The sequence below is a fragment of the Pseudarthrobacter quantipunctorum genome (assembly GCF_045291495.1).
Classification (GTDB): domain Bacteria; phylum Actinomycetota; class Actinomycetes; order Actinomycetales; family Micrococcaceae; genus Arthrobacter; species Arthrobacter quantipunctorum.
Genome location: NZ_CP148033.1, coordinates 2,207,419 through 2,231,725 on the forward strand (window position 1 = coordinate 2,207,419; position 24,307 = coordinate 2,231,725).

Annotated in this window: 17 protein-coding genes and 1 pseudogene; 10 read left to right on the plus strand and 8 right to left on the minus strand. The window is 65.6% G+C overall.

The window, feature by feature from the left end:
* The first annotated feature begins 3 nt into the window (after positions 1-3).
* The gene (locus tag WHH00_RS10100) at positions 4-1,983 is read left to right on the plus strand and encodes a protein kinase domain-containing protein (RefSeq protein WP_406632441.1); all 1,980 of its coding nucleotides are present in this window, start codon (positions 4-6) and stop codon (positions 1,981-1,983) included.
* Between the two features lie 1,559 nt (positions 1,984-3,542).
* Here WHH00_RS10100 and WHH00_RS10105 read toward each other — a convergent pair.
* Complete coding sequence (locus WHH00_RS10105; protein ID WP_406632443.1) at positions 3,543-4,241, minus strand: maleylpyruvate isomerase family mycothiol-dependent enzyme; 699 nt, start codon at positions 4,239-4,241, stop codon at positions 3,543-3,545.
* Between the two features lie 222 nt (positions 4,242-4,463).
* On the opposite strand from WHH00_RS10105, the gene WHH00_RS10110 reads away from it, so the two are divergent.
* The 4 genes from WHH00_RS10110 (at position 4,464) to catC (ending at position 8,309) form a co-directional block, all read left to right on the plus strand.
* Positions 4,464-5,849, plus strand: a complete 1,386-nt coding sequence (locus WHH00_RS10110; protein WP_406632445.1) for an MFS transporter — start codon at positions 4,464-4,466, stop codon at positions 5,847-5,849.
* Positions 5,850-5,978: 129 nt separating this feature from the next.
* Positions 5,979-6,899, plus strand: coding sequence for a LysR substrate-binding domain-containing protein (locus WHH00_RS10115; protein WP_406632447.1), 921 nt, complete (start codon positions 5,979-5,981; stop codon positions 6,897-6,899).
* Positions 6,896-7,999 (plus strand): mandelate racemase/muconate lactonizing enzyme family protein, encoded by a 1,104-nt coding sequence (locus WHH00_RS10120; protein ID WP_406632449.1) that lies wholly within the window; start codon positions 6,896-6,898, stop codon positions 7,997-7,999. Before WHH00_RS10115 ends, WHH00_RS10120 begins: the two co-directional genes overlap by 4 nt.
* Positions 8,000-8,027: 28 nt before the next feature.
* Positions 8,028-8,309, plus strand: a complete 282-nt coding sequence (gene catC, locus WHH00_RS10125) for a muconolactone Delta-isomerase (RefSeq protein WP_406632451.1) — start codon at positions 8,028-8,030, stop codon at positions 8,307-8,309.
* Positions 8,310-8,329: 20 nt separating this feature from the next.
* Here catC and WHH00_RS10130 read toward each other — a convergent pair whose 3' ends face one another.
* The 5 genes from WHH00_RS10130 to benA all read right to left on the minus strand — a co-directional run bounded on the left by WHH00_RS10130 (position 8,330) and on the right by benA (position 15,693).
* Positions 8,330-11,161 (minus strand): AAA family ATPase, encoded by a 2,832-nt coding sequence (locus WHH00_RS10130; protein WP_406632453.1) that lies wholly within the window; start codon positions 11,159-11,161, stop codon positions 8,330-8,332.
* A gap of 54 nt (positions 11,162-11,215) precedes the next feature.
* Positions 11,216-12,043 (minus strand): 1,6-dihydroxycyclohexa-2,4-diene-1-carboxylate dehydrogenase, encoded by an 828-nt coding sequence (locus WHH00_RS10135; RefSeq protein ID WP_406632455.1) that lies wholly within the window; start codon positions 12,041-12,043, stop codon positions 11,216-11,218.
* Complete coding sequence (benC, locus tag WHH00_RS10140; protein ID WP_406632457.1) at positions 12,043-13,614, minus strand: benzoate 1,2-dioxygenase electron transfer component BenC; 1,572 nt, start codon at positions 13,612-13,614, stop codon at positions 12,043-12,045. The genes WHH00_RS10135 and benC overlap by 1 nt, the downstream gene beginning before the upstream one ends.
* 121 nt (positions 13,615-13,735) lie before the next feature.
* The gene (gene benB, locus WHH00_RS10145) at positions 13,736-14,272 is read right to left on the minus strand and encodes a benzoate 1,2-dioxygenase small subunit (RefSeq protein WP_406632459.1); all 537 of its coding nucleotides are present in this window, start codon (positions 14,270-14,272) and stop codon (positions 13,736-13,738) included.
* A 35-nt stretch (positions 14,273-14,307) separates the two neighbouring features.
* Positions 14,308-15,693, minus strand: coding sequence for a benzoate 1,2-dioxygenase large subunit (gene benA / locus WHH00_RS10150; protein WP_406632461.1), 1,386 nt, complete (start codon positions 15,691-15,693; stop codon positions 14,308-14,310).
* Between the two features lie 328 nt (positions 15,694-16,021).
* On the opposite strand from benA, the gene catA reads away from it, so the two are divergent.
* The 4 genes and pseudogenes from catA (at position 16,022) to WHH00_RS10170 (ending at position 19,981) form a co-directional block, all read left to right on the plus strand.
* The gene (gene catA, locus WHH00_RS10155) at positions 16,022-16,906 is read left to right on the plus strand and encodes a catechol 1,2-dioxygenase (protein ID WP_406632463.1); all 885 of its coding nucleotides are present in this window, start codon (positions 16,022-16,024) and stop codon (positions 16,904-16,906) included.
* 111 nt (positions 16,907-17,017) lie between these two features.
* Complete coding sequence (locus WHH00_RS10160; RefSeq protein ID WP_406632465.1) at positions 17,018-18,409, plus strand: benzoate/H(+) symporter BenE family transporter; 1,392 nt, start codon at positions 17,018-17,020, stop codon at positions 18,407-18,409.
* Between the two features lie 394 nt (positions 18,410-18,803).
* A pseudogene (locus tag WHH00_RS10165) lies at positions 18,804-19,234 on the plus strand (AAA family ATPase); the annotation flags it as partial.
* A gap of 108 nt (positions 19,235-19,342) precedes the next feature.
* Positions 19,343-19,981 carry a recombinase family protein gene (locus WHH00_RS10170; RefSeq protein WP_406638556.1) on the plus strand — a complete coding sequence of 213 codons (639 nt, stop codon included), beginning with the start codon at positions 19,343-19,345 and terminating at the stop codon, positions 19,979-19,981.
* A gap of 662 nt (positions 19,982-20,643) precedes the next feature.
* Here WHH00_RS10170 and WHH00_RS10175 read toward each other — a convergent pair.
* On the minus strand, positions 20,644-21,894 hold the full coding sequence (locus WHH00_RS10175; protein WP_406632467.1) for an FAD-dependent oxidoreductase: 1,251 nt from the start codon (positions 21,892-21,894) through the stop codon (positions 20,644-20,646).
* On the minus strand, positions 21,887-23,245 hold the full coding sequence (locus tag WHH00_RS10180; RefSeq protein ID WP_406632469.1) for an MFS transporter: 1,359 nt from the start codon (positions 23,243-23,245) through the stop codon (positions 21,887-21,889). Before WHH00_RS10180 ends, WHH00_RS10175 begins: the two co-directional genes overlap by 8 nt.
* Positions 23,246-23,293: 48 nt before the next feature.
* On the opposite strand from WHH00_RS10180, the gene WHH00_RS10185 reads away from it, so the two are divergent.
* A complete protein-coding gene (locus tag WHH00_RS10185) occupies positions 23,294-24,139 on the plus strand; it encodes an IclR family transcriptional regulator (protein WP_406632471.1) in 846 nt (281 codons plus the stop codon).
* The last annotated feature ends 168 nt before the right edge of the window (positions 24,140-24,307 follow it).

Consider the following 24,307-nt stretch of genomic DNA (forward strand, 5'->3'; position numbering starts at 1 on the left):
GAAATGCAACTCGCACAAACGGGTGAGGCCCTGGGGGCCTCCTACCGCTTCAGCGGACGGGTAGGCTCCGGCGCCGTTGGGGAGGTCTGGACCGTGACGGCCGCGGCGGACGGCAGGACGCTGGCAGCCAAGGTGCTCCGCCCTGAGCATGCCGACGACCCGTCCCTGGTGGAACGGTTCGTCCGTGAACGTTCGGTGCTCCTCGCACTGCAGGACCCCCAGATTGTGATGGTCCGCGACATGGTAGTGGAAGGCCCGCGGCTGGCCATCATCATGGACTACGTCCCCGGCGGCTCGCTGCGGGACGCCCTGCAGCAGGAGGCCGGCGCACTGCGCCCCGAAGACGCCCTCAACGTCACCGCCGAAGTCTTCGACGCCCTGGCCGCCGCACATGCACGGGGTGTCACCCACCGCGACATCAAACCGGACAACGTCCTTCTGGCCCGGCCCTGGTCCGAACGTGGCCAGGGCGACGTCCGCGTTTCCGACTTCGGAATCGCCGACGTCGTGGGCGAACGGGTACGGCAGACCACCGGCCTCATCGGCACCCCCCAATACATGCCGCCCGAGCTCATCAGCCAGGGCAGGTCCGGCCCGCCGGGTGACGTGTACTCCGCCGGCGTGCTGCTCTACGAGCTCCTGGCCGGCCGCACCCCATTTGCCGGGCCCGGCACGGACTTCAGCGTCGCCTACCGACACGTCTCCGCACAGCCGCCGCGGATTCCGGTAACAGACGCCGTCTGGAACATGCTGGACCGGCTGCTCGCCAAGGACCCCGACCAGCGCCCCACCGCGCGCGAGGCAGCGTCAACCCTCCGGCGCCTGGCGCCAGGACTCGCCGGCGCCGCCCCCCTGGCCCGTGCCGAGGCACCCGCGGATTTTGACGACGTCGAACGTCCCGCAACAGTGGTGCGTGGAGCCTTCACCGCCGCCGAGCTCGACGCCTTCGCCGCCGCCCCCCAGGACGACGGCGAAGTTCCAGAACTCGGGGAGGCAGGCAGCGCAACAATTGCCCGGCCGATGCCCCGGCGCGAGGTCCGGCCGCCGAAGGCTGTGCGACCTCCCGAAGAGGATACGGTCCCCTTCTGGCGCACCCGCAAGGCGTTGCTCCTCGCCGGCACCGCCGTCCTCCTTCTCGCGGCCATGGTGGTGGGGTTCATAGTCCTGTCACCGGCCCATCAGGCCGCACCGCAGGCCCGCGGGGAGCGTCTGGCAGCACAGCTGCAGGACACGGCGCTGCCCACAGGCCTGACCGTGTCCCGTTCAGCCACCTACGAGCCGTCCACCGGAGAGGTGCGCCTCACGGTGACCTACGCGGCACAGAAAGCACCCTTGTCCGGCGATCTCCTTGAAGTCGTACCGGCTCTTGCCGAGACAGATGCCTGCCCGGCCGTCACCTGGGACGGGGCATCGGCCGGCAGGAACCAGGCATCCATCACAGGGCTGGACATCGAGTGCGGCTGGAAAGTATCCGGGCTGGCCATACCAGCCGGCGGCTCCACCCAGGTGACCGCAAAGGTTCCGCTGGCGCCCGCGGACCAGCAGGGGCTAGACGCTTGGCTGCGCGCTGGATCCGAGGCAACACGGAGAGCCATCCAGGATCCGACTGTCAATGGCACCGCCTATCCGGTCCAGCGCCTCCAGAACGTGGAGGTGCGCACCCCAGCACGCGTTGTGACGCCCAGCCCGCTGACCATCACCCTGATACCCGTCTGGGCCAGCGGGGCGGACGAGTTGAACCCGCTATACGTCAGCCCCGCGTCGGGTAAACCGTCACAAATGTTCGAGGCGGTTTCTGGCGGAGAGAAAGCCCTGCGCTTCTCCGACGCCTGCGGCGGGGCGCTGGCAGTGGACAGCTCCGGGCTCACCGTAACGGCGCTGCAGATTTCACCTCAGTGCACCGTTAGGGCGAGCGTCGGAAACTTCACTGACCTGCAGTCGCCGCCCTTCAGTATCACATCACGCGAAAACTCAGTCGGTTGATCCAATCAAGGATGTAGCCACTCGGGATTGTCCAGAGACCTCACACGAGAAAACAGTGGGGAAACGGCATCGCGCTGCCTAGGACTCTTGGCAGGTTTCCAGGAAGAACTACCCCTGCAGGAGCTACCGCCCGTTAGAGGGAAGCAATGAGAGCAGCCCGCCGGACAACGGCGAGAGGGGCAGTGGTCAAAGCCTAGAGAACCAGGACGGCGCGAGCTCGTTCCACAGGATGAGGTCCCAGTCATGATCCGCGGAGGTCCCCCTGCCTCTGTTGTCACCCGCACATACCCGGCATTGCGGAGGCCTACCTTCTTCACACGGTCCAGACCCGGATGCTCGGCATCAGCGTCAGGACCTTCGCCGAATCCTTACCGGGGTGGCCCGGAGCACTTTGCCAGCGCGGCCCCCTGACCTCCTACGGGATCTGGCTTCAACCCCTATCCAGCTGGAGATCGGCCAAACAGTGCTGAGCCCCTACCGGACATGCGCGGCCCCTGCTGCGCGCGTCGAATAAACTCCGCGGACGTTTGTCGGGACGCCAGTAGGCCATCCGGTCATCGCTGCAAAGTGATGAATGTTGAGGCGAGGATGTGGCTGCAGTTGCCTCGATCAAGCGTCAGCCCCGGCGACACCCTGAAGCAGATGTAAGTGTTGACGCTGTCAACACCCTCTCGGCACGCCAAACGCCCCGGCAGCGCTCCTGGTCAGCCGCCAAGAGCCGCACGGGAAGCTCCGAAAGGAAAAGTCTGCGGGGTCATTTAGCAGCTACAGCGCCGAACCATGAATAGGTGTTGGCCACCCCGGCCAACCCGACAAGAACCGAAAGGAGGACCCGCATAAACCAGTCACAGCAGGCGGAAGGCCCACTCGCCAGAGACTTTGGACCCGCCACCCCACGCACCTGAATTGGCTCAGCGGCGGCTAGGCCAAAGCCCGCGCCCTAGCGTCAGAGGGAGGCCACCACACAAACCATGTCAACACGTTAAAGCAAACACCCCTCTGACGACGGGATATGCCGTGCCCGAGGTGGGACTCGAACTGTATTCCGGCCCCTGTAAACACTGGAAACCAGCCAATACATCAGCAAACCACCCCAACCCGGCCGACCTACGACCCGATCTGAAGCCAAATGTGTTGACACTGTCCACACGATCTTCTGTACCTATCCCAACAGTCAATCCGGGACTTCTTCGAGGACACCGCCTTCCTCGACGGAAGGCATCTCCCAATGGGTCCTCCCTTTGAAGCCGCAGAGAGATTGGAGTCACTGCGGGCTATCTAAGGAGCAGCATATGGCTACACCCACCATCACCGCAACACACCAAGGCATCGTCGATGCGACAAAATCTCGAAGCTTCCGGTGTCGCTGTCTGCGGACCCCCGGAGTGAAGGCCTGCCCTTCCTCGGCGAAATCATGGGCATCAAGCTTAACGGCTTGGCCGAAGCAGGCGGAGCATCTGCGACGTTCTCCCTCCCTAACGCCGGGCAAGGAAAGTAATCCCGCTGGCCATTGACGGTCCCTCGATGGAACGCCGTCGCAACTCTCCCAGCCGGCCAGCTCACCAGCTCGGCAGTGCTGGCACCTCGCCCTCCACCTCGATGTGCGCAACATCTCCGCGCGCCAGCCACTGCAGCATGCCTTCCCGGTCCGACTCGATCCGAAGTGCACCGTCACCGATAACCCATTGGTCGCGTTCCTCAGTCACCAGGGTCATGCCCGGAGCATGCTTGGCGCGCAACGAGCGCACTGCGGCTTCGAGGGCATCAAGGAGGGAGTCCGGGTCAGCTTCCTCAATGGTCCAGGCGGTATCCAGGTCGTGGTGGCGCACTACGACTTCAGAAATCCGGAGCGCCACGATGGACGTCGCCGCCAGCGGGCTGCCGTTCAAGCCGATCTCCGGGGCTGCGAGGGTGCCCGCCAGCCGCTGGGCCTGCTCGGCGAAGTGCTCGGCCGAGGACCGCAACTCCGCCAGCAGCTCTTTCCGGGGCAATGCGGCCAGGGCGGTGGTGGCCTCGGCGCGGGCTTCGGGCGAGACGTACAGCCGACGCTCCTCACCCGTAGCGGCCCACTCGATGAGTTGCACCAGCGCACGGGCGTTCGCGCTCACGTGTGCAACCACGTCGGCCCTGGACCAGCTCTGGCAGAGCGACGGGGCAGCCATCTCGTCGTCCGACAGGGACGCGACTGTGGCAAGGAACATGTCGGTTTCCCGGCCGAGGCGGGACAGGTCCGAGTGCAAGCGTGCGGGTGTGATCATGGCGTCAGCCTAGCGGTCACGCCGACCCGTGTCATATATATTTCTTGTTTCTAAAAACTTATCTATTGATTACAAATACCGACACAAAGACCCCCGGGTGGAACCCCGGGTATTTGCCTCATATGCCGTGGGTCACACACCTGTCAGGCTGAAGGGAACCCGGAAACGGCCGCTGGCCCACAGGCGCGCCAGCGCATGCAATCACCCTGAGAGGACCCGGACATGACACAACCGCACGCGGTTATCGCTGCAAACCCACAAAAGGAGGCCCGCACCGCCAACTGGGTGGCCTTCATCATCTGCACGGCCCTGCTCTTTGACGGTTACGACCTGGTCATCTACGGCACCGTCCTGCCGGGCCTCCTGGCAGACCCTGGCCAGATCGGAAAGTTCGACATGGCCACCGCCGGCCTCCTGGGCTCCTGGGCGCTCATCGGCGTGCTGGTGGGATCGCTGATCTGCGGTGCCGTAGGCGACTTCTTCGGCCGCCGGCGGCTGATGCTCCTTGGCATCGCCTGGTTCTCAGTGGGCATGTTCGTCACCGCCCTCACCACCACGGTGCCGGCCTTCGGCGCCATGCGCTTCATCACTGGCCTGGGCCTGGGCGTGGTCATCGCCAGCGCGGGCGCCACCATGGCCGAGTTCGCCCCGGCTGGCCGCCGCCAGTTCTACAACGCCATCGTCTACTCGGGTGTCCCCGCCGGCGGCGTGGTTGCCTCCATCTTGGGCATCCTGTTCCACGACAGCCTCGGCTGGCGCGGACTGTTCATCATTGGCGCACTGCCACTGGTCATACTGCTGCCCCTTGCCTGGCGCAAGCTACCCGAATCTCCACGCTGGCTGCTCTCCCGCGGCCGGGAAGAGGAAGCCGCAGCCGCAGCGGAGCGCACCGGTGTTCCGCTGCTCGAGGAGCGCGTCATTTTGGACACGGGCGCAGCACCGCAGAAGTCCGGGTTCGCCGCGGTCTTCTCCAGGCAGTTCGCACTGGCCTCGGTCCTGCTGGGCCTCATGTCCTTCTGTGGCCTCCTGCTCACTTACGGCCTCAACACGTGGCTACCCAAGATCATGGAAGGTTACGGCTACGGCCGCACGTATTCCCTGTTCTTCCCCCTGGCCCTGAACCTCGGTGCAGTGGCGGGCGGCCTGATCGCCTCCCGACTCGCGGATAAGAGCGGCCCGCAGCGGGTCATCGCCTCCACGTTCGGGCTGGCCACCGTGTCGCTGGTCCTGATGACCTTCAACTTCCCGTTGCCCATGCTCTTCACCTTCATCGCCGTAGCCGGAGTGGGAACCCTGGGCACGCAGGTGCTGATCTACGGATTCCAGTCCAACTACTTCACCACCAACGCCCGCGCGGCCGGCGTTGCGTGGTGCGCCAGCGTAGGCCGGCTGGGCGGCGTACTCGGCCCGATCATCGGCGGTTGGCTCGCGGCAGCGGGCATCGGCGGCTCCACGGCCTTCTACATCTATGGCGGCGTTGCACTCCTGGGCGCCCTCGTCACCGTCGTGGTCCCGCACCAGCGCAAGTTGGAAGAGGCCGAGCACCAGGTCGAAGAAATCGCTGGGCACCGCGCCGAAACGGACGTCGCGGCAAAGCAGCCCCAGTAGCGCGCGCAGCGGCCTGCCCTAGACATTATTGAGTCGAAAGAATGCACTAGTAAGTCTTTTTAGAGTTATTCTTTGAATCAATAGTCGTCCAGGGCAGAGCCTTGGCAGGGCGCATGGGAAGGCATCACAGTGGACATCCGGCAGCTGAACTACTTCATCGCGGTGGCGGAAGAACGGCACTTCGGCAGGGCCGCGAAACGCCTCCACATGGCCCAGCCGCCTCTCTCCCAGCAAATCCGCCAGCTCGAAGAACAGCTGGGGGTCCGGCTGCTTAACCGCACCACACGCCGCGTGGACCTCACCACAGCCGGCGAACTCCTGTTAGACCGCGGGCGGCAGATCGTCAATGACATGGAGACGCTGAAGGCGGACGTGTACCAAGTGGGCAAGGGAGCCACGGGCGTCCTTCGGGTGGGATTCTCGGGATCGGCCACCTACGGCGTCATGCCGCAGATCGCGCGGCTGGCCAAGCAGATGCTGCCGGGCCTGTCGCTGGCTTTGCATGGCGAGATGCTTACCCCGTCCATGGAAGCCGGACTCCGGGACGGCACGCTGGATGCAGCACTCCTCCGCCCTCCCGTCGCCTCCCAGGACATCGACTACCGCGTTGTCGACCAGGAGCCGCTCGTCCTCGCGGTTCCGTCCTTCAGCGCCCTGGCCGAGGACAAGCCGGTGGCGATGCACGAACTGCAGGACCAGGACTTCATCAGCTACGCGCCCGAATCCGTCCTGTACCGCATCACCTCGGACCTCTGCCGCCACGCCGGCTTCCAGCCGCGCATCACCCAGGTGGTAGGTGAAACCTCCACCATGCTCGCCTTCGTCGCCGCCGGGGGCGGGGTGGCGGTCATGCCGTCCCGGGTCCGGGCCTTCCAGCTCGACGGCGTCGCCTACCGGGAGATCGACAACGCGCCTCCCGTGGAACTCGCCGTCGCCTGGCTCCGCGGCCACCGCTCCGCCCTGCTGCACAACTTTCTGGACGTCGTCGTGGCGGCCACCGCGCCAGGGCGTGACCCCCTTCCCACCGATGAAAGGTTTTCCCCTTCATGAAAATCGCAGCCCTTGAGGCGATTCCCTACTCGATCCCCTACCGCCACCCGCTGCACTTCGCCTCCGGGTCGGTCCACGAGGCCGACCACGTGCTGGTCCGCCTCCGCACGGACGACGGCGTGGTGGGCCTCGCGGATACCCCACCGCGCCCGTACACCTACGGCGAGACGCAAAAGTCCATCGTCGCGGTGGTGCAGGACGTCTTCGCGCCGCAGCTGATCGGCGTCGACATCTTTGACCGGGAGAAGGTCCAGGAGATCCTCTACCGCACCGTCCACAACCAGACCGCCAAGGGTGCCGTGGATATCGCCCTGTGGGACGTCATCGGGAAGGCCCTCGGCCAACCGGTGACCAAACTGCTGGGCGGCTACTCCGATTCGCTGCGGGTCTCCCACATGCTTGGGTTCAAGCCCGCCCGGGAACTGCTCGCCCTGGCGCTGGAGTTCCGCGAAACGTACGGCATCAACACATTCAAACTGAAGACCGGCCGCCGCCCCCTCCACCTGGACATCGAAGCGGCCCGCGTGCTTCGCGAGGGCCTGGGCGAGGACGCCGAACTCTACATGGATGCCAACCGGGGCTGGTCCGCGAATGAGGCCGCCGAAGTGCTCCGCCTCACCGCGGACCTCGGCCTGCAGTTCCTCGAGGAGCCGGATGACGCCCGCGAAGTCCTGGGCCGCCGCCGGCTTGTCGCCAACTCCCCCATACCCATCGCAGCGGACGAATCCGCCCCCAACCTCGGCGAAGCCGCCAAGGAAATCCTCAACGGCGGGGCCAACCTGCTGGCGGTCAAGACGGCCCGCTCCGGATTCACCGAGGCCGCCAAAATCGTGGGAATGGCCGAGGGCATGGGCATCGACGTCTACATCGGCAACCAGATCGACACCCAGGTGGGCACCGTGGCGTCCGTGGTGTTTGGCGCCGCCTTCGCCCACACCGCCAAGCGCGCCGCGGAACTGTCCAACTACCTGGACATGACGGACGACCTGCTGGCCGAACCGCTGCAGATCATTGACGGGCGCATCCGCGTCCCCGAAGGCCCCGGCGTGGGCACCGGGGTGAATGAGGAAAAACTCGAACGCTACCGCAGCGACCGTTAACACCACCCCTTCCACGAAAGGAAACCCAGTGAAGTACCTGGTCCACATGGACGTGAAATTGCCCGTAGACCTGCCCGCCTCCGAGGCGGCCGGGATCAAGGCGAAGGAGAAGGCCTACTCGCAGGAGCTGCAACGCTCGGGGAAGTGGCCGGAAATCTGGCGCGTGGTCGGTGAGTACGCCAACTATTCGATCTTTGACGTTGGCTCCAACGACGAACTCCACGACATCCTGCAGAACCTGCCCCTGTTCCCGTACATGGAGATCTCGGTGGTTCCGCTGGCCAAGCATCCCTCCGACGTCAAGGACTGACCCAGAACGCCCGTTCCGGGTCAGTCCTTGACCTGGAACGCGGCGGCGAGCTCGCTGCGCGAGCGGATGCCCATCTTCCGGTACAGCCGCGTGAGGTGGTACTGCACGGTCTTCTCCGCGAGGAACAGGGCACGGGCCGCCTCCTTGTTGGTGGCGCCCCCGGCCACAAGCTCGGCCACCGCCTGTTCCTGCGCGGTGAGCTGGATGTGGTGGTCCCGCGCGGCGGTGAGCACTGCGTCGGCAGGATCGGGGAGGTTTCCGACGTCGAGACCGGTCGCTTTGAGCTCCCTGTCGCAACGCTCCACATAGGTAGCCGCCCCGAGGGAGTCATAGAGGTCCCGGGCCGCACGCAGCACCGACGATGCCAGCCGCCGCTTGCCGGCGCGGCGCATGCTCTGACCGAAGGCAAAGCTTATCCGGGCCCGCAAGTAGGGCCGGTTTAGCCCGCGGAGGTGGCCCAGGGCCGCCTCGAAATACTCCCGGGCCGTGTCGGGATCCCCCTGCGCCGCCAGAAGCCGGCCCCGCGCCCACGCCATCCGGGCCATATCGGAAGGGATTTCGCGCTCGCGCCGCAGTCCCTCGAAGGACGTCAGGAACGCGTCGGCGGTATCCAGCTGATCGGTCATGACAAGTGCGTTGACGTAGGTGTCCTGCCACGGCCAGAAAGACGCCCGGTCCTCGGTCCACGGGTCCAGCTCGGTCAGGGGCTGCAGCACGGCCAGGGCGCTCTCGTAGTCCGCCCTTGCCTCATGGAAGCGTGCCCGCGCCAGGCTTGCCGGAACCTGCATGGCCCGGTACGTCCCCGGCTGGACCGCGGCCTGGGAGACGTAATAGCGGGCCCGGTCCCAGTCCCCACGCATCGACCATAGCTCCGCGGCGGTCCAGTACAGGAGGGGCCGGATCAGGGGCATCCGGGAGGTTTCCAGGCGGACGCTCGACCGTGCGATGGTGGCCGCCGCGGCATCCCAGTTCCCCAGCACCAGGTGGGTGCGGGCCAGCCACGCCTCGGCCCACAGGGAAATCCGCAGGGACCCGCCGCGGTACTCGGTGGGGGCAGCCGACTCGAAGTTCACCAGGGCCGATTCGACATTGTCCATCCGCAGCGCCAGCCAGCCGGCACCCATCTGCACCCGCTGCTTCTGCGCATTCTCGGCGGCGTGGCCGAACGCGCGCTGGTACGAGGCCTCCGCCTCCCCCAGCCGGCCGCGGGCGTACAGGCCCAGGCCGTAGATGGCTTCAGATTCGACGTGCGCCGGCGTCCCGGGCTCGGTCAGGGACATGGCCCGTTCCGCCCAGCGGGTGATCATCGGCCCGTCCCAGGACGCCACCCCGTGGAGGACAAAGCGTTGGGCCACCTGGGCTGCTGCCTTGGGATCGCGCTCCGGGTTGCTGGTGCGCCACGCCATTTCCAGCTGGCTCTGGGCGCTGTCATTCTGGCCGGACACCGTGGACAGGTAGCCCAGCACCGAGGAACGCAGCGGTGAGGGCGGCAGGGCGTCCACGGCGGCGGACCAGGTCTGCGCCTCGGCAACATTGCCGGCCCCCACCAGGGCGTCCACTGCGCGCAGCAGCCGGTCGTTGCGGCCCCGGAGGTCCAACGACAGGCGGGACGCGGAAAACAAGGCCGTCGCCACGTCCTGCCATGCGCCCACGGCCGCCTGGCGGCCGGCAAAATCCTCGAGCTCCTCGGCAAGCGCCTGGTCCGCGGCGGGCGTCGCCGAAACCCGGTGCCCCAGTTTTTCACCCTCCGGCTCCACGGCTTCGGCGGCCAGGCGGTGCAGCGCGATGCGGCGGCTGGGAACGATCTGCTCGTAGATCGCCTCGGCAGTGCCGGGTTCGACGAACACGACGGCGGAGCGCGCCTGGTCCACGGACAGCCGCAGGAGTCCGGCGCGGTGCCCTTCGTCCAAGGCTTCGAGGACTGACTCCACTCCGCTGACGGCGGCCACTTCCGGCAGGCCCGCACTGCGGCCCAGCACGGACGCGGCTTCGGCGACGGCAACGAGTCCGGGCGACGCGGCATCCAGGACGCTGTGCACCCTGGCACGCAGCCGGGAGGTGGGCGGTAGCGAGGGGAACCAGGCCAGCCATGTTTCCGGGGGCAGCTCGCGCAGCAGCTCCACAACGGGCTGCGGCAGGCCGCCCGTGTGCCGGACCAGGCCGTGGGCCGCGGTGACGCTGAGGTCGATACCGTGCAGGCGCCGGGCCACTTCCTGGACCTGCTGCGCGGTGAGCGGTTCCATGGGGATCCGGGCCACCTGGTGCCCCGTCAGGAAATCCAGAACACCGGCGGGGATGCGCGGCGCGTCCGCCGGGTTCAGCGTGAGCAGGAAAAGGATCCGCTTGCCGTGCAGCCGGCGCATGACGAACGTGAGGATGCGCAGGCTTTCCACGTCCAGTTTGTGGACGTCGTCGACGGCGACCACCACGGTTCCGTGAGACTGCAGCCCTTCGAGGTGGGTGCTCAGCGTTGACGCGTAGTTGACCACCTGGTCCGCGCTCAGGGCGGCGACGGGCGTCGCCGGAAGCTGCGGACCGCCGTCGTACGCCTTTGCCGAACGCAACGGCGAAGTGAGCATGAGCTGGGAGTATCCGGCGAGGGCAAACTGCGCCTCCCACTCATCCCCCATGGCGGACAACAAGCGGACTCCGCGTGCGCCGGTACGGCAGTGCTCCAGGAAGGACTCCAGCACCGCGGTCTTTCCCGAACCGGCCGCTCCGGTGAGGACCACTGTGGCCACCTTGCCTTTACGCACGGCGCGGAGAATGTCCAGGAGTTCCCCGAACACCGCGTCCCGCCCCACCAGCGGCGAATCCGCACCGATGTCGCCCTGGACGGACCCCGCAGTCATGGCCGCCAGTCTACCGGAGCGGCCGGCCCACTCCCTGCGGCGGGGGTCCAAGCGCTAGCCCAGGTCCCCGCCGGCCACCGGAAGGATGCTGCCGGTGAGGTAGGACGCTTCGTCGGAGGCGAGGAACACGATGGGCGCGGCCTGCTCGTCCAGGGTGCCGTAGCGCTTCATGAAGGACGATTCCACGGTCTGGTCCACGATCACCTGGTACCAGGCCTTCTCCGTGGCGGATTCGGCTTCCGGGCCACGTTTGACCTTCCGCGGAGGAGCTTCGGTGCCGCCCGGCGCAGTGGCAACCACGCGGATGCCGCGGCCGGCAACCTCCATGGCGAGGGCCTGGGTCAGGGCGTTGACACCGCCCTTCGCCGCTGCGTACGGAACGCGGTGCATGCCGCGGGTGGCCACCGAGGACACGTTGACGATGGTCCCCGACTCCTGTTCCAGCATTGACGGCAGTACCGCCCGGCAGCTCCAGAGGGTCGGAAAGAGCGAGCGGCGGATCTCCTTTTCGATCTTGTCCTCGTCGTATTCCTCGTAGGGGCGGGCCCAAATGGTGCCGCCCACGTTGTTGACCAGGACATCCACGCGGCCGTGGGTGGCAAGCGCAGCCTTGACGGCCTGGGTGGCGCCGGCGAAGGTCTCCAGGTCCGCTGTGACGGACGTGGCCGAACCCCCGGAGCCGGAGGCCTTGGCGGCCTCTTCGATGCCGCGGGCCACGTCGTGGACCAGTTCCGCGCGGTCCACAAGGACCACTGCCCCGCCTTCGGCGCCGATGCGTTCGGCCACCTTCCGGCCGATCCCCTGGGCGGCACCGGTGACGACGGCGACCTTGCCGCCGAAGCGGCCGGGGGTCACGAACTGCCCGGCGTACGGCGCAGCCATCAGAGGGCGGCCTTGGCGTCGATGGCGCCGGCCATGGTGTCCTTAGCGTCGTGGGCGTGTGCGGTGATGACGGCGCGGAGACGGTCCTTGTCACCACGTTCAAAGGCGTCCACGATGTCCAGGTGGTCCTGGGTGACCCGCTCGAAGATCGGCGTTCCGGCGTCGAGGGCCGCGGCCATCTGGGCGTGCACATCCAGGCGCCGGTAGGACTCCAGCAGCATGGGGTTGTCGCAGATCATGAAGAGGTACTCGTGGAATTCCTCGTTGGTGCGCGCGAACTCCTCGGGGTCCGTGATGTTCCCGCCGTCCACTGACGCCGTGGTGGCTTCGGCGAGCCGGCGGAACTGGCGCAGCTGCGCTTCGCTGAGCCTGCCCAGCAGCAGTTCGCTCACCGCCAGCTCCAGGCCCATGCGGGCGTCGAGGTGGGCGAAGCTGTCCTCCTTGCGGAAATCCAGCCGGCCGGTCTCCAGCGAGGACACTGCCTCGCCGCGGCTCATCGTGTCGCCTTCGGCCTGGATCTTCCCGGCCGGCGCCGGGGCACCCGTTTCGGCGTCGCCTCCGGTGGTCTCCTTCGGAGCGAACCGCTCGAAGTAGAAGTTGGCGGGCTGGATGCCTTCAGTGTCCAGCCACTTGGAGACGGCGTTGACCATGGGGGGCGGGCCGCAGAGGTAGATGTCCACGTCACCTTCGTTGAGGTGTTTCGGTTCGATGATCTGGGTGACGTAGCCGGTGTGCGGGGCCGAGGTGCCGGGCTCGGAGGCGATGTAGTCCCAGGTGAAGCCGGGCAGCTTCGCTTCGTAGGCACGCAGCCAGTCCAGGCCCACGATGTCCGCCTCCCGGGTGAGCCCGTAGATGAGGTGGACCGGGCTGGACGGCGGCTTTTCGGAGAGTTTTTCAAGGATGGACAGGAGCGGGGCCAGGCCGGTGCCGCCGGCCAGAAGCAGCAGGGGCCGCTTGGGTTCGCGCAGGAAGAACGAGCCGTAGGGGCCGGTGAATTCAACGGAGTCGCCTACTGCCGCGCGGTCGCGCAGGTATTCGGACATGGCGCCCTGCGGGGTGACGCGGACCATGAAGGATGCGTCCTGAACCTCGGGGCCACTGCTGAAAGAGTAGGATCGCTCGGCGTCGGTGCCGGGAACCTTGAGGTTGACGTACTGGCCGGGAAGGAAGGCCAGCGCATCCCGGTTGTCCACCTCGAGGGTGAAGGACACCGAGGTGTCCGTGTGCCGGTTGAGTTCCTTGATGGTGGAGGTGAAGGTGGCCGCCGCCGTCTTCGCTGACTCCGACGTGGCCGGGATCTGGATGGCCAGGTCGGATTCCGGGACTGCCTGGCAGGTCAGCAGATAGCCCTTTTCCAGCTCCTCTTCGGTCATGGCGTCGTCGATGTAGTCGCCCGGGTCGAAGGAGCCCGAATCGCAGAACGCCTTGCAGGTGCCGCAGGCGCCGTCGCGGCAGTCCGACGGGATGTTGATGCGCGCCTTGTAGGCCGCATCCATGACAGTCTCATAGTCGCCGACCTTGATGACTTTGGTAACGCCGTCTTCGAAGCTGAGGGCTACTTTATGGCCCATGGGGTCCTCCTGGCTGGGCGGGCGCGTCGTCGCGTCCCGCGAAAAGTTCTCGTGTGCCCGGCGGGCACGGAATGTGACCTGCAGTGCGGCGCGGGGGAACTCCGCGCGCCGCACGGGCAGGTCAGATCATGTAGACGTCCACCACGTGGTGGATGTAGTCGTTCTTCAGGACGACCTTCTTCTTCAGGATCACCGGCTGCGGGCCGGAAAGGTCGATCGTGTAGTAGCTGGTGCCGAAGTACGTGTCCGTCGTGTTGTAGCGGAAGTAGAGGGTGAACCAGTTGAAGCGCACCTCGACCCGGCCGCCGTCGTTCGCCAAAACCTCAACGTCCGTGATGTTGTGGCCCGTGCGCGGCTCGGGGAGGGAGGTCGCCGAAGACCGGTCGGTCTTGATCCGGAACACCCGGTCCTCGATGCCGCCGCGGTTGTCGTAGTAGATCAGGGAGATCTCGTTCTGGGGATCCTGCGTCAGCTGGTCGTCCACGTCCCAGGCCGGCATCCAGAATTCGGAATCCGGGTGGTAGCACGCGAGCCATTCGTCGAACTGGCGGTCATCCAGCAGGCGGGCTTCCCGGTAAAGGAACGCCCGGACTGTTTCCAGGGTTGCGATCTCCTCCGCGGTCTTCAGGACCGGGGCGGTTTGGGTCAGGTTGGTCATGGGTTCTGCGCTCTCTGTGGTTCCGGTGGGCTCTGTCAGGCGGAGGCGGGGACTGAGTCCAGCGCGGAACGCTCCTCTTCCTCCGCCAGGGCACGGTCCATGACTTCCTTCCAGTACCCGTGCTGGATGGGGTAGAGCCCTTCGTCTTCGGTGCGCACGCCGGAGGCGATGACCCTGGTCATCCCCAGGGCCTGGGCCTGCTCGTCCGGGCCGGAGATCTCGTGGGTGGAGCCACGGGTCATGTCGTTCCACGGGGCGCTGGTGGCCCAGTAGGTCTTGTTGCAGGAGCGGAATTCCTCGAGGTCGTCCGGCGTGGCCATGCCGGTGGCGTTGAAGAAATCCTCGTACTGGCGGATGCGCTTGGAGCGGTTCTCCTGGGACTCGCCCTTGGGCGCGATGCAGTAGATCGTCACCTCGGTCTGGTCCGCCGAAATCGGCCGGAAGTGGCGGATCTGTGAGGAGAACTGGTCCATGATGTAAACGTTCGGGTACAGGCAAAGGTTGCGTGAGATGTTGATCATGAAGTTCGCCATTTCCTCGCCGTACTTCTGCACCAGTTCCTCGCGCCGGTCCCAGAGCGGACGGTCCTCGGGATTGGTCCATTCCTGCCACAGGAGCAGGTGGCCGTGGTCATAGGAGTAGAAGCCGCCTTTGACCTTGCCCCACTTGCCGGCGTCCATGGCCTTGGTCTTGTTGGCGGAGTCACCGGCGCTGCGGCGGGCTGTGGTGGCGGCGTAGTTCCAGTGAACGGCCGTGACGTGGTAGCCGTCCGCGCCGTTCTCGGCCTGGACCTTCCAGTTGCCGTCGTAGGTGTAGGTGGATGATCCGCGCAGCACCTCCAGGCCTTCGGGCGACTGGTCAACGATCGAGTCGATCACCTTGGTGGCATCGCCCAAGTGCACCTCGAGCGGAAGCACGTCAGCCTTCAGCGACCCGAACAGGAAGCCGCGGTAGGACTCGAAACGGGCCACCTTGGTGAGGTCGTGCGAGCCTTCTTTGTTGAAGGTCTCGGGGTAGCCCGCGTTCCTGGAGTCCTTGACCTTCAGCAGTTCGCCGGAGTTCTTGAACGTCCAGCCGTGGAACGGGCAGGTGAAGGTGGTGCGGTTGTCCGTTTTGCGGCGGCACAGCATGGCGCCGCGGTGCGAACAGGCGTTGACCAGGCAGTTGAGTTTCTCGTCCTTGTCCCGGGTGATCATCACCGGGGTGCGGCCGATGTACGTGGTGAAGTAGTCACCCACGTTGGGGATCTGGGACTCATGGGCCAGGTATACCCAGTTGCCTTCGAAGATGTGCTTCATCTCGAGTTCGAAGATCTCCTGGTCGGTGAAGATTTCGCGCTTGGCCCGGATGATGCCGTTCTCACGGTCGTCGACCACGGCGTCGGCAAGGACCTCGCGGGTATGGATCAGGTTCTCGGTCATGGCGTGCTCCCTCATTGGAGATTGCTGGACGGATGGGCGGGAGGTCCGGGCTGGCGGCGGCGCCGGCGGTGGACGTTAGAGGCAATTCTTCCCCGCCGTGACTCGTCTCACATCAGGCAAACACCTAGGGTCGACCAAGGGTATGTTTATGTCCCAATAATGACTAAAAACAGGCCCTATCAATATTTGTTTCGTCATTATCTTCCGACCTACGATGAGACAGACATCACGCGACGCCACGGCCCGCAGGTTCTCCTGCGCCGGCGTCCCGCGGCGGGTACAGGAGACCTTCCTGGGCCCAATTTCAAAGACGAAGGTGGAGACCGCCATGACTGAGACCCAAGTGGATATCCGGAACGAGAACGAGGGCACGGCCGTTGAAGCCGGCTCGAAGGCCACCGAACGCTTTACCGCTTCCGGCAAGCTTTCGGAACTGAACGTGCCGAAGGAACGGGTGAGCCTGCTGGCCGGCGCGCTCATCAAGGCCGCGAATGACATCGTCGTTGAGCACGAGGTCACCTATGAGGAGTTCAACGCCCTGAAGGCGTGGCTCATCAAGGTGGGTACCGACGGCGAGTGGCCGCTGTTCCTTGACGTGTGGCTGGAGCACACGGTGGAGGACGTCAACTCCCAGGAGCGCCCCGGCACCAAGGGCACCATCGAGGGCCCCTACTACGTGCCAGGGTCGCCGGAGCTTGCTACGCCGGCCACTGTCCTCATGCGTGACGGCGAGGAGGGCACCCCGTTGCGCTTCACCGGCCAGTTCACGGACACCAACGGCAAGGCCCTCCAGAACGCCCAGGTGGAAATCTGGCACGCGGACGCCGCCGGTTTCTACTCGCAGTACGCCCCGGGCCTGCCCGAATGGCTCTTCCGCGCCACGGTCAAGGCCGACGACCAGGGCCGCTTCGAAATCAACACCATGCGTCCGGCGCCGTACCAGATCCCCACGGACGGCGCCTGCGGCCAGCTCATCGAGGCGGCCGGCTGGCACGCCTGGCGCCCGGCCCACATCCACATCAAGGTCTCGGCACCCGGCTACCAGCCCGTCACCCAGCAGCTCTACTTCCCGGGCGACCCGCACAACGCCGACGACATCGCCTCGGCCGTCAAGCCGGAACTGATGCTGGACCCCAAACCGCGCACGGACGGCGGAGCCGGCGAGGATGTTGTGTACAACTACGTCCTCGCCAAGGAAGGCGAGACCAAGTAGGTCTTTGCCCCTGCTTGCTTGAGGCCGGGCGCCAAGTCCCGACAACCCAAGCGCCCCGGAGCTGCATCTCCGGGGCGCCTGCCTTTTCTGACCACGCAGCCAGGAGCCAGGATGCCCACTTCCCGCCAGGACCCATCCACCCAGCCCGAAACCGCAGCAGCGCCCGTCCATGCAGAGCCGGCGCCCGGGCTGCCGGCCGCGGAGCTGCCGCCTGCGCAGCAACCGCTCCTGGAACGGCCCGGACGCCGTCCGGCCGGACCACGGCGTTTCCTTCGGGACGTGGCACCGGCCTACCTGTCCAACGGCGCCATTGGCCTGGTCTTCACCGCCTCCGGGCCCATCGCCGTCACCCTCGCCGTCGGGGCAGCGGGCGGGCTGAGCCAGGACCAGCTCGCCTCGTGGGTTTTCGGCATCCTGTTCTCCGGCGGCGCCGCGACACTCCTCATGTCGCTGATGTATCGGCAGCCGCTGGGATTCGCCTGGTCGATTCCAGGCACGGTACTGCTCGGGCCGTCGCTGCAGCACCTTTCCTTCGCGGAAGTAGTGGGTACGTTCTTCACTGCCGGCCTGCTCATCCTGGCGCTGGGCGCCACAGGGGTGGTCCGGCGGATCATGGCGATGATTCCCATGCCGATCGTCATGGCGATGGTCGCCGCTGTCTTCCTCCGCTTCGGTACGGACATCGTTTCCTCCAGCCAGTCCAATCCGGCCATTGCCACACCGATGGTGGGCGCCTTCCTGCTCCTGACCGCCGTACCCGCCCTGGGGAAATTCCTGCCCCCGGTCCTCGGGACCCTTGTGGCCGGCTGCCTGGCGGTGGCAGTCAGCGGGCAGTTTGTCGCCGGTGAACCCGGCCCTCTCCTGGCAGCCCCGGCCTTCACCCCTCCGGTGTTCACGTGGGAGTCGCAGCTGGAACTGGTGGTCCCCCTGGCGCTGACGGTCCTCTTCGTCCAAAACGGCCAGGGCATCGCCGTGCTCCGGGCCGCCGGCCACCGGCCACCGGTGAACGTCTTCGCCATCGTGTCCGGCGCGTTCTCCCTGCTAAACGCCAGCCTGGGTGCCGTATCCGCCTGCGTGACGGGCCCTACGAACGCCCTGTTGACGTCGTCGGGAGTTAAAGAACGGCAGTACACAGCAGCGGTGACCTACGGCTGCCTCGCCCTGGCCTGCGCGGCGCTGGCTCCCACCCTGACCCGGCTGATGCTGGCCACGCCCAAGGAATTCGTCCTGGTCCTTGGCGGAATCGCGATGCTGCGGGCACTCCAGCAGGCGTTCGTGACCGCCTTCTCCACCACCTTCACTCTGGGAGCGCTGGTGGCCTTCGTGGTGACCATCTCCGGCCTGGATCTGTTCAACATCCACGCAGCCTTCTGGGGCCTGGTCATCGGATACTCCGCCTCACGGCTGCTGGAGCGTCCGGACCATCTCGATCTCGAGAGGGTCAACCCACAACGTCGTCCTCGGACCAGCCCCCACCCAAGCGGAGGACCTCAGCGTCACTGAGGGATACTCAGCTCCGCCGCCCACAACGCCAGGTCGTGGATGCGCGACAGCTGAAGCATCACGCCAACTATCAACTCCGCCGCGTTTGAGTACGTAGAGTAAACCGCTGGCGCCCGCGCCGGCGGTTCCGTTGACGCCTGCGTTGATCGCTAAGTAACCACCAAGCTGTGACAGCGAGGACGCAGCTGCCATAGTGCTTCGTGCGGCAACAAAGCCCGCCCCACCCACAAGGCCTGTCACCCCCACTGCAGCAGACTGGGCCCAGTTGACGTGACCGGTAGTTGCCTTCTGGATTACGACGTCGTCGCCAAAACTCATTAGCCCCATACCTGCAATCTGATCACCGGGGACAAACATCAAGGCGGCACCGACCACCACTGAGAAGCCACCTACAATAGAACTGCTCATCATCGACGAATCCGAACGCCTCAGCGCCACAGCTCTGGAACTGTTGCGTGACCGATACGACCGCGACAACGTAGCCGTGATCCTCATCGGCATGCCCGGCATCGAAAAAGGTTCAGTCGGTACCCCCAGCTCTACAGCAGGGTCGGATTCGCCCACGAATACCGTCCCCTCGAACAAGAAGAACTGCATTTCGTCCTGCAGCGCCGCTGGCACAAACTCGGACATGCCCTGGACCCCGAAGACTTCACTGACGCTCAGGCCATTGCCGCCGTCGCCCGCATAACCAGGGGAAACTTTCGCCTCATCGACCGGCTCTTCATCCAGGTTGAACGCGTCATGAAAATCAACGAACTCAACACCATCACCGACGACGTCATCGAAGCCGCCCGCTCAACACTCGTCATCGACATCAGCTAGCCGCAACCGTCATACCGGCGGCTGACGCTGTTCACATCCAAAACGCACACAAAATTCAAAAACCCAGAAACCAACCACGAATCAGACAAGCGGAGCGAAAGGGCAACCATCGGATATGACAGAGTCAGAACCGGAGAGCAGTCCGCCGACCCTCAGACAAGCGCGCTGCGAGAAGCCGGCTGTGACCGGATTTTCACCGATCACGATGTGAAAGGCCCGCGGATCGCCGGGCTCGAGCTGAATATCGTGCTTGATCACCTGCGCTCCGGAGACGAGCTGGTGATCTGGAAGCTGGACCGATTGAGTCGCTCCACGGCTTGCCTACGCTGTCAGGACACCAGGCACTGCCAGCAACCCTTAGATTCGCTACGTCAGTCTTCCGCCCCGGCGATCAAACCAAGCAGACATAAGTGTGGACAATGTCCACACCCCCCTTGGCAGGACAAACCGTGCACCCGCTGCCCCCTTGACGTCGAAGAGGAGCCCCCGCAAGAACAGTTCCGCCCCAAGTGCTGCGACGTCATGTCGTCCCCGCTCCCCCGGACCATGAACGAGTGTTGGCCACCCCGACCAACCCGACAGAACCGGAACGAGGACCCGAACAAACCCAGCCACAGCAGGCGGAAGGCCCACCAGCCAGGACCCTCCCCGCCACCCACACACGTGAATAGGCTCAGCGGCAGCCCAGCCACAGCCCGCAAAGCTAGCGTCAGAGGGTCGCCACCACAAGCCATGTCAAAACGTTAAAGAAGAAAACCCTTTGACGAGGGGATATGCTGTGCCCGAGGTGGGACTCGAACTGTATTCCAGGCCTTGCAAACATTGGGAAACAGCGAAAACACGCGGAATCCAGAGCAGTCCGAAGGCAGTAATCCCCAGTCCGGAGCCCAGGGTGTGGACAAAGTCCACACCCTTTCTTCATGCGAGCGGGCCCCGAACTGGTCCAACGCCGACAGCGATGCCCCAGAAGGCGTGTATGGCACGCCTTACAGGATCATGAGCGGGCGGCGGCCTGCCGTAAGCGCGCGCAACGACAAAATAGGTGACACTATTGCCACCCGTGATCGTTAGGCCGTTCGCTGGTGCAGTGCCTTGACGGAAGGTACGTTGCGGCCACATAAGTTAACGCGGGAAGAAGCTTCAAAAAGGGCTCTTGCCAGGTGTCGGCAGATTGGCCATGGGCCGGGAGACTCTATCGAGGCGGCGCCTGGGATGGGCGGGAAAGACAAACCGGGCGACCGAGCTGGTTGAGCGCCGACAGTCCTGTTCTAAAGCCGTCATCGCCTCCGAGCACGGCATCAACAATGCGCCACCGTGTAACCGCAAGGAGTGGCACACGAAAGCGGACGACGACGGCTGGTCCCGTCGTCGTCCGCAGCAGTCAGGCGGGGCTAACTGGGGCGCACACGCTATGCAGCCGCAGCCTCTGAAACCCTTTTGGGCGCCACAGGGGGAACGCCGTCGCCATCCTGCCCGTACAGCCAGTCGTTGTACTGGAAGTTGTTGTCCTTCCGGCTCTTGAACAGCAGGTTGCGCAGCGTGCGGGCCAGGCCGGACACGTGCCAGGACTCGCCCCACACACGGGCGGTGCGCTGGACTCGGGCGGTGCGCCCGGCACGAACATCATTGAAGTCACGAAGAGCCACATCCCAGGCCTCGGGGTTAATGCCCTCCGAAGTGAAGACGGTACCAACGGAAGCATCCTGCAGTGCTGCAGCATCCTCGAGGGCCTGGCAGGCGCCCTGGGCCAAGTACTGGAGCATGGGGTGCGCAGCGTCGCCCATCAACACCATCCGGCCAGCCACCCAGTTCTCGATGGGGTCGCGGTCGTACATGGGCCAGCGAATGCCGGTAGCCAGGTTCTTCAGTGCTTCCTGCACCGCCGGCACGCAGTCCTTGTAGGCGGCCTCCAGCTCGTCCACTCCCCCGTACTGCTCTTCGCCGCGTTCGAATGACGGCGACTTGAAGACTGCCACAGTGTTGAGCAGCTCGCCCTTCCGCAAGGGGTACTGCACCAGGTGGCAGTCCGGTCCGAGGTAGACAATGACATCCTCAAGGTCCGCCTTGGGCGTCTCGTCGGTGATGGGCACGGTGCCGCGGTATGCGACGTAAGCCGAAGAAACCGGCTCATCGTTCGCAACGAGCGGTCGCAAGGTGGAACGGAGGCCGTCAGCGCCGATCACGACGTCGGCCTCGAAGTCCACGCCGGCCAGGGTGTGGGCCACGCCCCGGTTGCCGACCGTCTCCACGCTCTCCACCGTGACATCGTTCACGAGCTTGACGCCGGCGGCCTCACAGCCTTCCAGCAGCACCCGGTGCAGGTCGCTGCGGTGGATCACCACGTAGGGCGCGCCGTAACGTTCCTCGAATTCCCCATTTAGGGTTTGGCGGGTGAGCTCCTCACCGGTAACGGCGTCGCGGAACACCAGGTGCTTGGGCTGGACGCCGATTTCCAGCGCCTTCTCCAGCAGGCCCCAGCGGCGGAGGACGCGGGAGGCGTTGGGTGCCATCTGCAGCCCTGCCCCCACTTCGCCGAATTCGGGGGCGCGCTCCACGAGGGTCACGTTGGCACCGTTCTCGCGGAGTGCGAGGGCGCCGGCCAGGCCGGCCATCCCTCCTCCGATCACCAGGACATCGGTGGACGTGGCGTGCTCAGACATTGCTAACTCCTGTTGTTGGGGTTGAAGAAGGAAGGGAGAGTTTTGCTTTGAGGTTGATGCCGACGGCGGCCAGCAGGACCGCTGCGATGGCTGCGGCTCCGGCGAAGGCAAGGAAGTTGGAATTGACTCCCAGCCCGGCGGCCAGCAGGAGGCCACCCACCTGGGGCGCTGCGACGGCGCCAATCCGGCCCGTGCCGAGGGCCCAGCCAAGTGCCGTTCCCCGCAGGTGTGCGGGATAGTGGCTTGCCACTGCGGCGATGATGAGGCACTGGGTGCCATGGGTTCCGACGCCGGCGAGGACCAGCATGAGGTAGACGATGGCGACGGAAGGTTTGCTGACGAGCACCACCAGTGCGACGGCGGCGACGGCGGCTGCAGCGATCGCCGTCGGAATGGGTCCAAAGCGCGTTCCCGCCCAGGCGGTGATGACGGATCCGGCCACTGCCCCGAGGTTCAGGGCCAAGGCGAACGTCAGTGCGGACCCCAGGTTGTAGCCTGCCAGCTGCATGAGGTTCGGCAGCCAGGTCCCCAGCCCGTACCAGGCGAACAGGGTAGCGATGGTGGCAACGGCGAACAGCATGCTGATGCCCAGGTAGGGTGCGCGGAGGAGCAGGGAGAAGCCGGACGGTTCCTTGGCAGCGGCAGTCCCAGCTTCCGTTTTTGAGGCTGCCTTGCCGGCGGGCGCCAGGGTCTCCGGCAGGTACTTGAGCCCCAGCGGCACCACGATCACCAGGGCCAGCACGGCCACAAGGAACATCGACTGCCAGCCGAAGGCCGGAATGAGCTGGATGCCAACAAGGGCGGCGATGGAGCCGCCGATCGGGACACCGGACATCATTAGGGTGGCCACAATGGACCGCCATTTGGCGGGAACCAGTTCCGCGACCAGCGCATTGGCGGACGGGACCAGGCCGCCGAGCCCGATGCCGGCGAGGAGCCGCAAGGCACCAAAAACGGCGGCGTTGGGAGCGAAGGCACAGAGGACGGTGAAGATGGAGAAGACGATGGCGCAGCCGAGGATGGTCCTGCGGCGGCCCCAGGAGTCGGCCATGCGGCCGGCGAAGATCGCCCCGATCATCATGCCCAGGAAGGCCATGGAACCGACGGTCCCGGCGGTGGCCTTGGTGAGGCCCCAGCCGGTTTCGGTGATCAGGGAGGACTGGACAGTGCCGTACACGATGAGGTCGTAACCATCGAAGACCACCAGCAGCCAGCATACGAGGACTGCGGCCGCCGAGGCCTTGGAGAACCGGCCGCGCCCCTTGTTGGACCCGTCCTTGGAGGCGGGGGCGGGGGCGGAAGCCCCGGGTGAGGACCGATGCGTCGCTGCAGCGGGAAGTGTGTGATTCATCCCACTACTGTCATGGCCACCGAGGATGAACCACAATACAATTCTGATGTGCAGAAAAAGCAGACCGCCCCCAACGCGCCAGCGCGCAAGCCTGCACAGAAAAAGCCTCCTGTGCAGAAGCGGCCCACCTATTCCATCGAGGCGGTGGACAATGCGCTGCAGCTCCTCCAGCTCCTGCGCGACGGCGGGACGCTGCGCCTGAAGGACGCGGCCGAGGAGCTGGGGGTGGCCCCCTCCACCGCCCACCGGCTCCTGGCCATGCTGGTGTACCGCGGCTTTGCCGTGCAGGACGAGACCCGCCGCTACGTTCCCGGGCCAGCCATGGGAGTCGGCCCCGCCGGGCTGAGCTGGACCAGGCTGCTCCGTTCGCTCGCCCAGCCCCATATGGAGCTCCTCTCGGCCCAACTCAACGAGACGGTGAACCTCATGGTGCGCGTGGGCACCAAAGTCCGCTTCCTGGCCACGGTGGAGGGCAACAATGTGCTGCGGGTCGGCGACCGCCAAGGCACTGTGATGCCCGCGAACAAGACCTCCGGGGGCAAGGCAATGCTTGCGGAACTCGAACCGCACATGCTGGAACAGCTGTTCCGCAGCAACAACGCCGAAATTGGCGGAGACACCATCCCCGAGGACGAGTATCCGAAGTTCCTGCGCGAACTGGAGTCCATCCGCGGCAACGGCTTCGCTGCCAACTTCGAAGGGACGGAGGACGGCGTGAGTGCCTTAGGGATGGCGCTGCACAACCGGCACGGACTCGTTGTGGGCGCCCTTAGCGTGGCCACGCCCGCCACCCGCTTCCGCGCAGTCTTCGATGCCGGGCTGGTCCCCGCCTTGAAGGAATGCTGCCGGCAGCTTGAGATCGACATCGCGGCAAACCCGGCAGAGCCGGACTAGAAGCAGCCGGACCAAACACAAGCGGGACGAAACACCGGCTGACTGGGGACGCTGCCTCCGCGCCCACAGTACCGTCCTGGAATTCTGAACAGCAGAATATGTTGGAGCTCACACACCGCCCTTCCGTAGAGTCAGGCCACGCCGAAGAACTGTTCTGACCTACAAAGG

Bases quoted from the DNA above. Each gene is read 5' to 3' on its own strand.
- WHH00_RS10100 (WP_406632441.1), top strand. From the start codon at position 4: ATGCAACTCGCACAAACGGGTGAGGCCCTGGGGGCCTCCTACCGCTTC.
- WHH00_RS10105 (WP_406632443.1), bottom strand. From the start codon at position 4,241: ATGATCACACCCGCACGCTTGCACTCGGACCTGTCCCGCCTCGGCCGG.
- WHH00_RS10110 (WP_406632445.1), top strand. From the start codon at position 4,464: ATGACACAACCGCACGCGGTTATCGCTGCAAACCCACAAAAGGAGGCC.
- WHH00_RS10120 (WP_406632449.1), top strand. From the start codon at position 6,896: ATGAAAATCGCAGCCCTTGAGGCGATTCCCTACTCGATCCCCTACCGC.
- WHH00_RS10130 (WP_406632453.1), bottom strand. From the start codon at position 11,161: ATGACTGCGGGGTCCGTCCAGGGCGACATCGGTGCGGATTCGCCGCTG.
- WHH00_RS10135 (WP_406632455.1), bottom strand. From the start codon at position 12,043: ATGGCTGCGCCGTACGCCGGGCAGTTCGTGACCCCCGGCCGCTTCGGC.
- benC (WP_406632457.1), bottom strand. From the start codon at position 13,614: ATGGGCCATAAAGTAGCCCTCAGCTTCGAAGACGGCGTTACCAAAGTC.
- benB (WP_406632459.1), bottom strand. From the start codon at position 14,272: ATGACCAACCTGACCCAAACCGCCCCGGTCCTGAAGACCGCGGAGGAG.
- benA (WP_406632461.1), bottom strand. From the start codon at position 15,693: ATGACCGAGAACCTGATCCATACCCGCGAGGTCCTTGCCGACGCCGTG.
- catA (WP_406632463.1), top strand. From the start codon at position 16,022: ATGACTGAGACCCAAGTGGATATCCGGAACGAGAACGAGGGCACGGCC.
- WHH00_RS10160 (WP_406632465.1), top strand. From the start codon at position 17,018: ATGCCCACTTCCCGCCAGGACCCATCCACCCAGCCCGAAACCGCAGCA.
- WHH00_RS10175 (WP_406632467.1), bottom strand. From the start codon at position 21,894: ATGTCTGAGCACGCCACGTCCACCGATGTCCTGGTGATCGGAGGAGGG.
- WHH00_RS10180 (WP_406632469.1), bottom strand. From the start codon at position 23,245: ATGAATCACACACTTCCCGCTGCAGCGACGCATCGGTCCTCACCCGGG.